The organism is Sphingobium sp. HDIP04 (assembly GCF_000445085.1).
Taxonomy (GTDB): Bacteria; Pseudomonadota; Alphaproteobacteria; order Sphingomonadales; family Sphingomonadaceae; genus Sphingobium; species Sphingobium indicum.
Genome location: NZ_ATDO01000100.1, coordinates 17,966 through 32,291 on the forward strand (window position 1 = coordinate 17,966; position 14,326 = coordinate 32,291).

Here is a 14,326-nt window from a genome sequence, read left to right on the forward strand (position 1 = left end):
TCCATGCGCCCTATCGGCCTAGCTGCGATCCGGATTCCGCCGTTCCATGATCGGGATTGGAAAGGTCACGATACCGCCAGACCACAACCGAATATTTAAAAATCATTTCATAAACAGCAAGCAAAGCATGACATCCGGTACCAGGATTTGCCCGCGATCGGGCCATATCTGTTCCTGCCCGGTCATGATGCGCCTTCTAGGCAGCGTGGACAAATTCAAGACTTGCCGGACTGAGTGATTTTTTGGGGGGGAGCGGACGTTCCCCTATTCGTCACCCCGGGCTTGACCCGGGGTCCCGCTGCCCTTTCCAGGCGGGCACTCAGAAAGAAAGCGGGACCCCGGATCAAGTCCGGGGTGACGGTGGGGCAATGTCAGCTAAGGCCATTTCACGACATTTCCGAATTTGTCCACGCTGCCTAGCAGGCGGAAACGTCCACCGCGGGCGCGCCGGCTTCATGGCCGGCCTCCTCAAGGGAAGCGGCAATCGGTTGGCCCTGGACATTGACCCGCCTTGCTCCCAGCTGGTGGTCGACCCGGCATTCGGAGATGAGGGATCGCAGCCAGATATTGCCCGGATCATGGTCGAAGCGTTCATGCCAATATTGCTTCACGTCGATGACCGGCAATTCCAGCGGCGGCGCGACGATCGTCATCCGCGGCGATTGCACCACCCGCGCAACGGATCGCGGAACCGTGAGCACCAGGTCGCTCATCTCCGCGATCAGGGCGGTGACCATGAAGGTTTCGGATACCATGCGGATGCGCGCCGGATCGATGATGTCGAGTATCCGGCTTTCGGCCTCCCGGTGCCCATGGCTGTAATGCTGGCCGTCGACGACGATATGGTCCAGCGCCTTGTAATCGCTGAGGCTCAGCACGCCGTTCGGCGCCAGCGCCTTGGGCAGGATGCAGACATAATCCTCCCGGAACAGCGTCTGTTCCTTCACATTGGCGTAGAGCGTCGGATAGCTGCCGACGGCGATGTCCGCCATTCCCGCCTCCAGTTGAGAGATCAGCGTGTTTCGCCCGATCGGAACGGCCGTGAACTTGACGTTGGATGCGATGTGCGCGGAATGCCGCTGCACCAGCGGCATGATGCAATAATGGCCGAGGTCGGACGCGGCGATCCGGAAATTGCGTTCGGAAAGGGCGGGGTCGAAGCTCTGGCGGCCGCACAGGCCGTTGCGGTAGATGCGCAGCGCCTCCTCCACCCCCTTGGCGACGGACTGGGCGATGGAGGTCGGCACCATGCCGTTGCGGGTGCGCACGAAGAGGGGATCGTTGAAATGTTCGCGCAGCGCGCTGAGATTCCGGCTGAGCGAGGATTGCGGCAATTCCAGCTCGTCGGCAGCCAGCGTCACGCTCTTGAGCCGCATCATGGCTTCGAAGACGGACAGGTGAAAGAAGGACAGCATCGCCGCCGGGTCGCGGCTGGTGGGCAGCATGCTCACGGTATCACTCTCCTATGGCCGGTGCGCCAAGCACGCTTTTTCTGCTTTTTCAGGAGAATGGATATTGCGGCGCGCAATATCGCAAGTGCATAAAACGGATGGTTCGCATCCGTTTTACGGATTTACTGCGCCGCCCGCCTCCTTGAGGCGTCAAGGGCATGAAAATGCGGGATTTCAGGCGAAGCGCAAGGCCGCCCTTCGCGCCCCATGCGTCTGGCGAGGCCGGGATTCACGGCGCGCGGACATGCGAAGGCCGCGCCCGCGGGCGTCACTCGCGGGCATCGCCATAGTGCGAACGGATGAACCTTGCCGTATCGACCAGCGCGCCGAAGGGGTAGAAGTGCAGCATCGCCTCGCCATGGATCGCCGGATCGCGTTGCCTGGCCAGGCTTTCGATCAGATGCTCCGGGCCGGCCGTGCTGAGCAGCCGGCTGATCGAAGCGCCATATTTCACCATGACCCTGGCGGAGGCGCCCACGCCGCATCGGGCGGCGAAGCGGATCAGCTTGCCGACGCTGGCCGGGCCGGGCAGGCCGATGCGCACGGGGGCTGCGACGCCATCCCGGCGAATCCGGGCGAGCCAGTCCAGGATCGCGTCGGCGTCGAAGGCGAACTGGGTCATGATCTCGACCCGCTTCCCCTGTTCGGCGAGCGCAGCGATCTTGTCTTTCATCGCCTGGTCCAGCTTCTCCCGGCCGATGTCCGGATGCCCTTCGGGATAGCCGGAGATGCCGACCGTGCCGATGCCCGCCCTGTCGAGCAGCCCGCTGCGGATGACGGCCAGAGCATCCTCATAAGGCCCCATGGGCGCGGGCGGATCGCCGGCGATCACGAAGGCCCGGTCGATGCCGACCTCGCCGTCCAGGACGGTCAGGAACTCGACCAGATCGTCTTTGGAGGGGAGGCGCCGCGCCGAGATATGCGGCACCGGCACGAAGCCCAGCGATTTGACGGTCCGCGCCGCCGCGACCCGCGCCGGCATGGTTTCGCCCGGCAGGTAGGTCACCGAAATCGGCGTGCCCGCGGGGATCATCGGGGCCGCGTCGGCAAGGCTTGCAACGTCCTTCGCCGTCATTTCGAGCGAAAAAGATCGGACGAGGTCCAGGATAGGCGCATCCTGGCCCGGCAGAGCGGGTTTCGATCCGATTGAATCGGATTGCCGCTCTGGATTCCTTGTTTTCCGCGATTTCTTGATCAGCGATCGGTTCCGATCGCTTGGAAATCGCTCTAGCGCTAGTTTCATGTGAGGCGGCCTTTCCGCGAAGGGCCGGCCCGGCGCGTCTTCCCCGCGCGGAGCCGCCGGAGGATTCAGTCCTTCTTGATGACCTTTTCGAAATAGGGCGACGGCGCGACCGTGACCCGCACTTCGCGCAATGTGTTGCGCTCGATCGTCGGGCGGCGCATCTTGTCCTCGCCCCACAACAGGGTGAGCTGGGCGCCCGGTTCGGCATGGTCGACATCGACCACCGCGCCGCTCAGGAATTCGCCGGCATTGGCGCTGAAGCCGGAGAACTGGGCCAGTCCCACATGCCTGCCGCCGTCCCTGGCGCGGACGTCGTCGATATGGAAGGTGGAATAGGCCGAAAGCGGGAAGTTGATGAAGCGGGCCGGCGGATCGGCGTAGAGCGAGTCGTGGATGACCCTCATCAGGTCGTCATGATTCCATATGAGGGTGACTTTCCTGCGCTTCTGGTCGGCCGCCCGTCGCGCCAGCGCGGCCTTGCCGATGAAGTCGTCGCGCTGCTGATCGATCAGCGGGCCGTAGCCGACATCGATCGGGTCCATATAATAATCGCGTATGTCGTCCGAATAGAAGCTGCCGCCCATCGACCCCAGGGTTTCCAGCGACATGGGCGAAAGCCACTCGCGAAACGGCTTCATCTCCTCGCTGTGATAGACGGCGGGGACGGGGTGCGGCATCCAGCCGGATTCGATCGCGCTTGTCGGATAGGCGAGCGATCCGACCTTCCTGATGTCGTATTTCGCGCCCGCTTCCATCAGCGCGTCCATGACGGCTTCCCCGTCCGCCCATGGACCGAACATCTCGAAACCGGGAGTGCCGGCCATGCCGTGCCGCAACGCGCGAACCGGCTTTCCCGCGATTTCGAAGCTGCCGATGCCGAAGAAGGATATTTCGGGAAGGCGGTTGCCGGTCACTTCCTTCAGCAATTCCAGGGCATAAGGCCCCTGGATCTGGTAGATCCAGATGCGCGGATCGCCCGGCCGCATGCTGACGGTTTCGTCGCGGTCTATTTCGACGTCATAGCCGCCGGTTTCGGCATGGAACTGCGTCCAGTCGGAAATGACCGGCGGACCGACGACGCGGAAATAGTCTTGTTCCAGATGGAATACGATGCCGTCGCCGATCAGATAGCCGTCCGGACTTGCGGCGATGAGCTGCTTGCCGCGATTGACCGGAAAGGTCGTCATTTTGGTGAGGCCGACCTTGCGCAGTATCTTGAGCGCGTCAGGCCCCCTGAGATAGAGGTCGGTCATGTGGAAGGACTGGTTGAGCAGCGCGACGCCTTGCTTCCAGGCGCGCTGTTCGTCCCGCCAATTGGTATATTCGGGCGCCGCGACCGGAAACTGGTAGGGACCGATCAGGGAACTGCGCAGCAGCTTCACGGGACCGCCGACAGCCTGGAGAGCCTCCTCCAGATTGCGATATTGGAGCAGCGGATTTTTCATGGCATCCTTTCCATCGACTTATCTTGTTCAATATGATCTTGCGGCGGAACCACGAAGACTTGTGTTCCGCCGATCCGTGCAATGGCGCACGAGTATTCATGTCCATATCGACCCGGTCGCGCATGTTCCGCGACAGGCGTTGAAGCTCCAGGACTTGTCGCCCGTTGATAAATCGACTGTGGGATGCTGTGTAGAACGCAGGCCGGATTCCGCGAATCCGCGATCCGGATTGCGGCGGCGCCTGAATATGGGAAAGGCCCCGGACGCCGCTTGCGCGTCCGGGGCCTTCACTTTCGGCCGCGGATGGGATTATGCGTCGAGGCCGTCGATCGCTTCGGCAATCTCGACCTGCATGCGCAGGAGCGGGACGATGGTCTCCGACGGGCGACGGCCCAGGCCGCATTCGGTGGCGATGCCGAAGCCCTTGATGAACTTCCTGGCGCTCGTCGCGCGGCGCAGCGCGCCTTCCCTGCCGTCGCGGACATGCGCCAGGCCCAGGTAGATTTGCGTGTCCGGCGATGTCTTGAGCACCGACAGCGGCTTGAAATAGGCGTCGTCGTCGCGCGCGATCGGCACCGGCAGGTGGAACCAGTCGATGGTGCGGACGATCCGCCGGGCAAGGTCGTTCATGACCTGCACCATCAGGCTGGTGCTGTCGGGATCCTTGAAATGCTTGTGATTGGCGTCGCCATAGCAGAGGTGGAAACCCATGGCGACGGCGTCCGGCACCCATGAGCCAAGCTCCACCATGCGGCCGACCAGGGACCGGAAATCCGTGACGGGCGCCGGAAACACGCCCTCCAGCACCGCGAATTCCAGGGCCGCGTCCCACTGCACCGCCAGTTCCTCATGCGGGATCGCGGAGAGAATCTCGTCCAGTTCGCGATGCATGGCCGCGACGTAAAGCGGCTCGACGCGATGGAAGCTGCCCGGTTCGATGAACGACATCATGGGGGCGAACGGCGTCGGCAGCGCCACCTGGAAACGGGTTCCGGGCGCGATCCGGCCCTCCTCCTTCATCGCCCTGAACGTGGCGTAGGAAGCCAGCGCCGCCCTTGCATAGCCGAGCGGCGGAAACGCCCGTTCGCCCGCATGGTCCTTCTTCTCCGAATAGAGATCGACCTGGACCGCTCCATAGCCGTCGACATGCTGCCGTCGCTCGATCATCGGCGCCTGGTCCATCACGGATTTCTGCCAGTTGATCCAGTTCGTCCGCGCCCCCGTTTCGCCGTCGGGGATCGCGGCGACGCGTTCGCCCAATATGCCGGCCACCTCCGCGAACACTTCGGCTTCATCCCTCAGCGGGACGCTGCCCACCAGCAAGATGGGGGTCGATTTCACGGTCATTGGCTTCATCCTCTCATGGGCTCGCGCATTATCGAAATTTTCTGCGTGATCCGACGAGGCCCGACGCTGCCGCACGACGACGCCCTCATCGGATCGGAAGGGAAATCCCCGGCCGGACGATAGCGATGGCCGGCGCGATCCGGAACATCGGCAAATCGGATAGGCTCCATCCGGGTTGCGGATCGTGGGCGAGCGATCCTTCATGAGCGCGCTTTCGGTGATCTCCCGCAGATTGGAGGCCCGGAACCGGATCGCGGAACGGATCGGCCGGGCGATGTCGCGCCGCGCCTCTGCGGCGGAATTCCGCCCTTTCCGCTGCGGCCTGCATATTTCCTGCACTGGAACTGCGCCGATTATTGATCGCCGCTGCCCGCCGATCTGCTTGGGAAGGCCGCATTCTACCCTGAAATTCAGGGAGATAGATCGATGGTTTCCTCTGCCGTGCCGCCGTCCTTGCCTTTGCTCGCGCGCTTTCGCTGGAAGCTGGCGCCCGCCTTGCTGATCGTCGGGATCGGGGACTGGCTGTTCTACCAGCGGCATCTCCATGGCGGCTATCTGGGCCTGTTCGCGCTGGCCGTGCTGCTGGCGCTGCTGGCCGGGCGGCCCGTGCTGCGGCGCGACCGGCGGGCCTGGGCGGCGCTGTCGGCGGCGGCGCTGTTCGCGCTCGCGCTGATCTACGACGCCAGCCTGCTGGCGTGGCTGCTGTTCTGGACGGCGGCGGGCGTGGCCGCGCTGATCCCGGCGACGGCGCGCTTCGACGATGGGTGGCGCTGGTTCCAGCGGCTGGTCTGGCTGGGGCTGCGGGCGCCGTTCGGGCCGCTGATCGACCTGAAGCGCCTGTTGAAGCTGCGCGCGGCGGGGCGCGCCGGGCGCTGGAGCCTGCATGCGGCGCTGGGCACGCTGACCCTGCCCGTGGCGGGAAGCGCGGTGATATTGACGCTGTTTTCGGCGGCCAATCCGTTGATCGAGCGCTTCTTCTCCTCCCTGCTGCTGCCGGACCTGTCGCCGGAGCTGATGGGGCGGCTGGCCTTCTGGGCGCTGCTGTTCGCGATGATCTGGGGCCTGTTGCGGCCGCGCCTGGCGCGCGTGCTTCTGCCCGGTTTCAGCGGGGGGGGCGATTGGGCGCTGCCCGGCGTGTCGGTCGCTTCGGTGACGCTGTCGCTGATCCTCTTCAACCTGATCTTCGCGCTCCAGAATCTGATGGACGCCGCCTGGCTCTGGGGCTGGGCGCCGATGCCGCGGGGCATGACCATGGCCGACTATGCCCATCGGGGCGCCTATCCGCTGATCGCAACCGCATTGCTGGCGGCGCTGTTCGTGCTGGTGACGCTGCGGCCCGGATCGGAAACGGCGCGGACGGGGTCGATCCGCAGGCTGGTGATGCTGTGGATCGGGCAGAATATCTTTCTCGTCGCCTCCTCCATGCTGCGCACGGCGGATTATATCGATGCCTATTCGATGACCCGGCTGCGGATCGCGGCGCTGGTCTGGATGGCGCTGGTCGGGTTCGGGCTGGCCTCGATCTGCTGGCGGCTGCTGCGCGAGCGGAGCGCGGCGTGGCTGGTCAACGTCAATCTGGCGGCGGCGGGGCTGGTGCTGGCCGTCATCTGCTTCATCGACCTGGGGGCGGTGGCGGCGCAATGGAATGTGCGCCATGCGCGGGAGGTCGGCGGGCGGGGCGTCGCGCTGGACCTCTGCTATCTGGGCGGACTGGGGGATTCGGCGCTGCTGCCCCTGCTCTCGCTGGAGCGGCGGCCCGGCCTGCAGCCCGAATTCCGGGAACGGGTGCAGGCGGTGAGGCTGCGGCTGCATGACCGGCTGGAGGCGGAACTGGACCGGCGCTGGACCTGGGTGGGGCAGAGGCGGCTGGACCAAGCGCGGGCGATGCTGTCCGGCGCCGCGCCCGCGGCCCTGACATTGGGGCAGAGGGACTGCGCGGGAAGGCCCGTGCGGCCCCGGCCCACGCTTCCCGCGTTGACAGGGGAGCGGGGGAAATGATCCTATGCCCCATGCCCAGCACGATCCTGATCGTCGACGACGACCCCCATATCCGCCAACTGCTCGTCTTCGCCTTCGGCAAGGCGGGGCTGGAGACGATCGAGGCGGCCGATGGCGAGGCGGCGCTGGCGGCGGTGGAGCGGCATGCGCCCGACCTCGTCATCCTGGACATCAACATGCCGCGCATGGACGGGTTGGAGGTGTGCCGCAGGCTGCGGGCGCATGACGACGTGCCGATCTTCTTCCTGTCGTCCCGCGATGACGAGATCGACCGGGTGCTGGGCATAGAATTGGGCGGCGACGATTATGTGGTGAAGCCCTTTTCCCCGCGGGAGGTGGTGGCGCGGTCCATGGCGATCCTGCGCCGCGCCTCCGCCCGGCCCCCGGCGGTGGAGGCCATCGGCGCGATCCGCCACGGCCGCCTGTCGCTGGACACGGAAAGCTGGTCCGCGCATTGGGGCGGGGCGGAGGTCAGCCTGACGGTGACGGAATTCACCATATTGCGCACCCTGCTGGCCATGCCGTCGCGCATCTTTTCCCGCGACCAGATCATCGACAGGTTCCGGGGACCGGGCTTCGCGCTGACCGACCGGACGGTGGACAGCCATATCCGCAACCTGCGCCGCAAATTCGCGGATGTCGGCGGCTTCGACATCATAGAGACGCGGCCGGGCATCGGCTATCGGCTGGGTGGATGCAGCGGGACGGCGCCGCCTGCATGATCGCGGGGCTGAAGGCGCGGATCGCCCGGCACTGGCCGGTGCTGCGGTTGCGCACGATCCTGCTCTGCACCCTGCTGTTCGTGGCGGCGCTGCCGGGCTTCGGGGCGATCTTCCTGCGGGTCTATGAAAATGCGCTGGTGCGGCGGACCGAGGCGGAACTGGTGGCGCAGGGCGCGGCGCTGGCGGCGGGCGCGGCGGTGGTGGGCAGGGGCATGGCCGACCGTCCCGTCCCGTCCGCCGCGCCGATGCGCTATCATGACCGGATGACGGAGGTGGACCTGCGTTCCTCCCCCATATTGCCGCCGCGCCCCCGCGCAGTTCCGACGCGGGAGCGGCCGGATGGCGCCGCCGTGGAAATCGCCCGGCGGATGATGCCCGCCTTCGCCGAGACGAAGGTCACGACCCTGTCCTCCATCCTGATGCTCGACCGGCGCGGGGTGGTGCTGAACGGCCGGGAAGGGGGGCGCAGCCTGGCCGCGCTGCCGGAGACCCGGGCGGCGCTGGCGGGCAGGGCGGTGACGGTGCTGCGGGAAAATGAGGGCGTGACCGCCCATTATCCGCTGGAATGGCTGAGCCGGGCGGCGGGCATCCGCCTGCACCATGCGCGGCCGATCAGCGTCGACGGCCGGGTGATCGGCGCGCTGCTGGTGTCGCGTTCGCCGCGCGCGCTGTTCCTGGGCCTGTATGAGGACCGGGGGAAGATCGCGCTAGGCGTGGTGGCGATCTTCCTGATGCTGGTGCTGCTGTCGGCCATATTGTCCCGCGCCATCGTCCGCCCCATCGAAAGCCTGAGCCGCGCCACGCGGGAATTGGCGCTGGGCCGCCGGGTAGCGCCGCGCCACCCGTCCTTGCAGGTGGTGGAGATCCAGGCGCTCTACCGCGATTTCGAGCAGATGGCCGAGAGCATCGGGAAGCGGTCCCGCTATCTGCGCGACTTCGCCTCCTCCGTCAGTCATGAATTCAAGACGCCGCTGGCCGGGATTTCCGGCGCGATAGAATTGTTGCAGGATCATGGGGCCGACATGGCGCCGGCCGACCGGCAACGCTTCCTCGCCAACATGGCGGCCGATGCCCAGCGACTGTCGCGCCTTGTGCGGCGGCTGATGGAGCTGGCCCGCGCCGACGTGCTGGTGGGCGAAAGCGATGCGCGGACCGACGCCGCGCCGGTGCTGGTGTCGGTGGCGGATGCGCTGAGCGCGGACGGCTTCGCCATCGACCTCCATCTGCCGCGGCATATGCCTGATTTGACGGTGGACGCGGGGGCGCTGGAAGCCGTGCTGACCACGCTGGCGGAAAATGCGCGGCAGGCGGGCGCGTCGCGGCTGGACATCGGCGTGGCGCTGCATCAGGGCGCGGCATGGATCGACCTTGCCGATGACGGCCCCGGCATCCCGCCGGGGGACCGGGGCCGCGTCTTCGACCTGTTCTTCACCAGCAAGCGGGAGGAGGGCGGCACGGGCCTCGGCCTTGCCATAGCCCGTTCGCTGCTGGACGCCTATCATGGCGAGCTTCGCCTGCTCCCCTCCGACCGGGGCGCTCATTTCAGGCTGGTGGTCGGAACCGCGCCCTGAAGTCAGGCCGCCAGTCCCTCCATCCCCTTCGCCATGCCCGGACCCCAGATCGAGACGGTGAAGAACCAGGTCGCGACCGCGATGAAGAGAGAGGCCGCGATCAGCGCGAGCGCGGCGGGAATTTCCCCTTTCCCATGCGTGCCCCCGTCCCTCGCCCGGATGAAGAATTCCGCGATCAGCAGATTGGGGACATAGAAGAAGAACATCATGATGGCGTCGAACCAGCCGCGAAAATGGTTCGTCCCCAGATCGCCCATGGCAAGATACCAGAGCGCATATTCCATGCGGTAGAGCCACGATCCCACGGTCAGCGCGAAAAGGCGGATGGCCCATGCGCGATGGGCGTCGAACCGGCGCTGCCGGCCCAGGGTGAACGCCCGTTCGGCGCACAGGATCATCAGCGCGCCGTAAATGCCGAAGCCGACGTCCATCAGCGGCCCGCCGATCGTCCCCTTGACGATGATGAAGCCCAGCCCGCCGACGCCCGCCAGCGCGGCCGCGCCGACATAGAGGCGGCCGAGCCAGCGGTGGAGGCGGGGAACCGCGCGCCGCACCGGACCGATCAGTTGGATCGGTCCCAGCAGCAGCAATATGCCCCCGGCCGCGAAATGAAGGCCGATGGCGATCACCGCCAGGGGAAGGGCCGGGTCGTGAAGCCCGCGAAGCGCCCCGTTCCACCGATCGGCCAGCCCGCCAAGCGCCGATCCGCCGAAGAACAGCAGGATATAGGCGCCGAACACCATGCCGCTGGCCCACGCGGTGGCGACCAGCGCCAGCGAACTGCGGCGCAGCAGCGCGCCCGGCTTCGCGCTTCCTATCAGGGCTGCCTCCGGCGCGATCATTTCCATTTGAATCTCCGGCTGTCCGCTATCATGTCCGGCGCGTCGCCAATGTCGCCATGGACCGGACCGGAGAAGATATGTATCATGTGATATATTTATATCAAGCGATAATAATTATGCCGGAGCGATCATGAAGCCTTCCACCCAGCCGCCGCTTCGTCCATCGGAAGGGGGCTATGCCAAGGGCGAGCAGACGCGCGCGCGTCTGTTGGAAGCGGCGCTCGACTGCTTCGGCCCGGACGGCTTCGAACGGGTGACGACGCGGCAGATCGCCACGCGGGCCGGAGTGAACCTGCCCGCGCTCACTTATTATTTCGGCAGCAAGGAGGGGCTTTACCTGGCCTGCGCCCAACATATCGCCGGCCAATATTCCCAGGCGTTGAACCTGGCGGCCGTGGAGGCGCAGGCGGCGCTGGATGCGGGCCTCCCTCCGGCGGTCATCGGAGAAAGGCTGAAGGGGTTGATGGCGGCGCTGGCCGGCTTCCTTCTCGCGTCCAGCGACGCGGTGAACCGCAACCTGTTCATCCAGCGCGAAATGGCCAATCGCGGCCCTGCCTTCGACCTGCTCTATGACAGGCTCTGGGGGCCGGGCATCGAATTCGCGGCGGTGCTTGTGGAACGCGCGGCGGGCGGGCGCCTGACCCCCACCGAAGCCGGCGTGCGCGCGGCGCTGATGATCGCCAGCCTGGCGGGCTTCGGCGAAGGGCGGGCCGTGATCGAGCGCGCGATCAGCAAGAGCGATCGCATCGATTACGCCATTGCGGCGCTGAATGAACAGATCGATGCGCTGGTCCGGCCGCCGTCCGCGACCCAGGCGGCAGGGGATCGCTGAACCGGGGAAAATCGACCGGATGGGCCATCTGCTGGGCGCGGTCGGCCAGGCGCGGCCGCGTATCGCGGGCCGTCCCGTGCCGGGCGAGGGGCATAGACCTGGTCTATGGGATATATAGCGGAATGCCCTCTGGCGTGATGGGGGTGCTTTCGCGAACGTGCATGGACGTCATGCGCATGGGTCTGGACACCGTCCTCGTCCTTGGGCGCGCCGTACGGGCCCGCAACGGCCGGGCAGCTATGTGAGGGCGGTATGGACGGAGTTCGCGTCGGCAAAAGGATCATAGGCGCCCAGGCGCCCGTCACCGTGGGGTGGGAAAACATACCCAGGGTGCAGGGCGGGCCGGTCAAGCGGTTCGTCTTCACCTGGTTCCAGCCAACCATGTTGTTCGCGCTGATCGCCTTCTGGTATTATGCCCCCAATTCCATCGCGAAGGCGTCGACCGCCATCGGCATCGGCATCGGCTTCAAGATGCTGCTGCTGGCGCTGGAGTGGGTCAACCCGCGCCATGAAAGCTGGCGCCTGACCTGGAAGGAGCTGGCCAGCGACCTTTTCTACGTCGGACTGGGCTATACGCTGCTCGACCTGGTGGAACGATATATCGGCAGCGATGCCGTGATCGAAGCCGTGCAGCATGGTTTCGACTGGGACAAGCTGGCCTGGTTCACCGGCCTGCCCCTGCTGTTGCAGGCGTTCCTGATCTCGTTCATCTTCGATTTCGGCCAATATTGGATGCATCGCGGAATGCACAACTGGTATCCGCTGTGGCTGACCCATGCGCCGCACCACTACATCACCCAGTTGAACGTCAACAAGGGCGCGGTGGGCAATCCCGTCGAACTGTTCCTGATCGGCATCGGCATTGGCGGCTTCTTCGACTTCCTGCCCCGCGCCGCCCTGCTCGCCGGCACATTGGGTCTGGCGGTCGGAACCTATCAGCACATCAATGTCCGCTTCAACTCTCCGCGCTGGTGGCGCTTCCTGTTCAACACGACGGAACATCACAGCATGCACCATTCGCAGGATTATGAAGCCACCCGCAGCAATTATGCGAGCACATGGATCGTCATCGACCGCATCTTCGGCACCTGCGTGGACGGGGAGGCGGAACTGCTGGGCATGGAGGGCGGGCGCAAGATGTCGATCGCCGAAACGATGACCTATCCCTTCACGGAGGGTTGGAGGACCATGAAGGAACGCTTCGGCAGGGCGCGCGCCGACGGGCCGATCGCCCAACCGGCCGAATGATCCGGGCTTGGCGCCTTTGAAGGGAAACCCCGTGAACCGCCGCTTCATCGACTGGATCTGGCACATCCGGGGCAGCCTGCCGCTTGCGCCCGGTCAATCGGGCGACGACGCCTTCGGCAGGCTCGACCCCCTGTTCCATGAGCCGGGCACCAGCCATGACAGGATGGACGACACGCTGACCTTCCGGAAGAAAGGCCAGGCGGCCCAGGACAAGATGTCGATTTTCGACAGCGGCGTCCTCCAGGTCAGGAAAGGCGCGGCCGGGCTCGTGCTGCACTATCGCCTCAGCAGCCGGGCCTTGCTGTTCTGCTTTCTGGCGCCGCTGCTTTTCCTTGGCTTCGCGCAACTGACGATCGCCGTCGGGAAGATCGAAAAGGCGACGGCCCATGCGGCGGAGAAAAAGCCCGAGAAGAAGGATGCGAGCCTGCCGCAACATCCGATCGACAAGTTCCTGGGCGCCCCCGCGCCCGAAAAGCCGAAGAAGGACAAGGCCGGCAAGTCCGGGGAGGATGACAAGAAGCCCTCTCCCAAGGCGGCCTATGTCTTCGCCGCGATCTTCGCCGCCCTCTACGGCATCGGGCGCGTGCTGGAAGGCAAGCTGGTCCGGTCGCTGTTCAGGAAGAGATTGCTGGGCGCATAGAGCCTTCGGTTCGGGCGATCGCAATCTCAATTGGGCGCCAATCTCAATTGGGACGCGGGGCGACGGGATAGATGATGAAGTCGTCATGCACCTGCGGCCGACCGGGCACGTCGAGAGCGGCTTTGAGGCCGGTCCGCAACCCGGCGATGCTCGCAGCCGGCAATTCCAGCAGATGCTCGTCCGGATGCGCCGGGGCTTCGTGCGGATAATCCCGGCCGGGCGCCCGCGTCATTTCGATATGCGCGCCCAGGACGGCCCGGATCGGATGCCGGGCCGCGAAAGCCGCCACCCGGTCGACGCTGGCGCGATTGTCGGCCAGGAAATTCACCGGCACATAGAGGCGGCCGGGATAGAGCGTGTCGCCTGACAGCAGGATCTTCAGCTTCGGATCGTAGATCATGATCGCCGCGGCCTGATGGCCCGGCGCGGGGATGATGGTGAGGACGCGGCCGCCAAGGTCGAAGGAGGCCAGGGCGTCGGGCCAGCGCGCGATGCCGAAGAAGCGGGCCACGTCCTGCGGTTCAAGCCCCATGACCGTCGTGTCCGGCCGGTCGCGAAAGGCCTTGTCGCCCGCGACATGATCGCCATGGCTATGGCTGTGCGCCACGACGAGCGGAATGGCGGCGCGTCCATGCGCGGCGGACCATTGCGCCAGCAGCCGGTCCACGACGGGCCTGATGCGCCCGCCCTCCGCGCCGGTGTCGACCAGCAGCGCCTTTTCGCGGCCCAGGAGCAGATAGAGGAACGGCGCCTCGAAATTGGTCTTCACCGACTGGCGGATGACGAAACTGTCCCGGTCCAGCGCCTGCACCTGGACTTCCGGCTCCTGCGGCAGGGTTCCGTCGATCCATCCTTCCGCAAACAGCTTCGACCGCGCTGCCTCCTTGGCCGAAACGGGCGGCTGGCCGGGAAGAAGCATGATCGCCAGCAGGATTCCGGCCAGGCTGGCCGATCGAAGGACCGCAGTGCCGCGCGCCATCATGTCCC

At 65.8% G+C, this 14,326-nt stretch carries 12 protein-coding genes; 6 read left to right on the top strand and 6 right to left on the bottom strand.

What is annotated here, in order from left to right; translation table 11 throughout:
* Window positions 1-416: 416 nt before the first annotated feature.
* The 4 genes from L286_RS38195 to L286_RS38210 all read right to left on the bottom strand — a co-directional run bounded on the left by L286_RS38195 (window position 417) and on the right by L286_RS38210 (window position 5,486).
* Window positions 417-1,445 carry a LysR family transcriptional regulator gene (locus L286_RS38195; protein WP_021223613.1) on the bottom strand — a complete coding sequence of 343 codons (1,029 nt, stop codon included), beginning with the start codon at window positions 1,443-1,445 and terminating at the stop codon, window positions 417-419.
* 274 nt (window positions 1,446-1,719) lie between these two features.
* Entirely contained in the window at window positions 1,720-2,694 is a 975-nt protein-coding gene (locus L286_RS38200; RefSeq protein ID WP_020819660.1) for a methylenetetrahydrofolate reductase, read from the bottom strand.
* A 65-nt stretch (window positions 2,695-2,759) separates the two neighbouring features.
* Window positions 2,760-4,139: an aminomethyltransferase family protein gene (locus L286_RS38205; RefSeq protein ID WP_013053708.1), complete on the bottom strand. Its 1,380-nt coding sequence runs from the start codon at window positions 4,137-4,139 to the stop codon at window positions 2,760-2,762.
* 309 nt (window positions 4,140-4,448) lie between these two features.
* On the bottom strand, window positions 4,449-5,486 hold the full coding sequence (locus L286_RS38210; protein WP_235181761.1) for a hypothetical protein: 1,038 nt from the start codon (window positions 5,484-5,486) through the stop codon (window positions 4,449-4,451).
* A 426-nt stretch (window positions 5,487-5,912) separates the two neighbouring features.
* Here L286_RS38210 and L286_RS38215 point away from each other — a divergent pair, with 426 nt between their 5' ends.
* Genes L286_RS38215 through L286_RS38225 form a run of 3 tightly spaced genes read left to right on the top strand, consistent with a single transcriptional unit; the run spans window position 5,913 to window position 9,777 of the window.
* Complete coding sequence (locus L286_RS38215; RefSeq protein WP_020819662.1) at window positions 5,913-7,484, top strand: DUF4153 domain-containing protein; 1,572 nt, start codon at window positions 5,913-5,915, stop codon at window positions 7,482-7,484.
* An 11-nt stretch (window positions 7,485-7,495) separates the two neighbouring features.
* The gene (locus L286_RS38220) at window positions 7,496-8,206 is read left to right on the top strand and encodes a response regulator transcription factor (RefSeq protein ID WP_013053711.1); all 711 of its coding nucleotides are present in this window, start codon (window positions 7,496-7,498) and stop codon (window positions 8,204-8,206) included.
* Window positions 8,179-9,777: a sensor histidine kinase gene (locus tag L286_RS38225; RefSeq protein WP_020819663.1), complete on the top strand. Its 1,599-nt coding sequence runs from the start codon at window positions 8,179-8,181 to the stop codon at window positions 9,775-9,777. Before L286_RS38220 ends, L286_RS38225 begins: the two co-directional genes overlap by 28 nt.
* A 2-nt stretch (window positions 9,778-9,779) precedes the next feature.
* On the opposite strand, the gene L286_RS38230 is transcribed toward L286_RS38225, so the two are convergent.
* Window positions 9,780-10,625, bottom strand: coding sequence for a DUF2306 domain-containing protein (locus L286_RS38230; protein WP_020819664.1), 846 nt, complete (start codon window positions 10,623-10,625; stop codon window positions 9,780-9,782).
* Between the two features lie 124 nt (window positions 10,626-10,749).
* Between L286_RS38230 and L286_RS38235 the strand changes: the two genes are divergently transcribed.
* The 3 genes from L286_RS38235 (at window position 10,750) to L286_RS38245 (ending at window position 13,339) form a co-directional block, all read left to right on the top strand.
* Window positions 10,750-11,451, top strand: coding sequence for a TetR family transcriptional regulator (locus L286_RS38235; protein ID WP_020819665.1), 702 nt, complete (start codon window positions 10,750-10,752; stop codon window positions 11,449-11,451).
* A 252-nt stretch (window positions 11,452-11,703) separates the two neighbouring features.
* Window positions 11,704-12,699 (top strand): sterol desaturase family protein, encoded by a 996-nt coding sequence (locus tag L286_RS38240; RefSeq protein ID WP_020819667.1) that lies wholly within the window; start codon window positions 11,704-11,706, stop codon window positions 12,697-12,699.
* A 31-nt stretch (window positions 12,700-12,730) separates the two neighbouring features.
* The gene (locus tag L286_RS38245; RefSeq protein ID WP_013053716.1) at window positions 12,731-13,339 is read left to right on the top strand and encodes a hypothetical protein; all 609 of its coding nucleotides are present in this window, start codon (window positions 12,731-12,733) and stop codon (window positions 13,337-13,339) included.
* A gap of 43 nt (window positions 13,340-13,382) precedes the next feature.
* Here L286_RS38245 and L286_RS38250 read toward each other — a convergent pair whose 3' ends face one another.
* Window positions 13,383-14,321 (bottom strand): MBL fold metallo-hydrolase, encoded by a 939-nt coding sequence (locus L286_RS38250; RefSeq protein WP_020819669.1) that lies wholly within the window; start codon window positions 14,319-14,321, stop codon window positions 13,383-13,385.
* Window positions 14,322-14,326 lie beyond the last annotated feature (5 nt).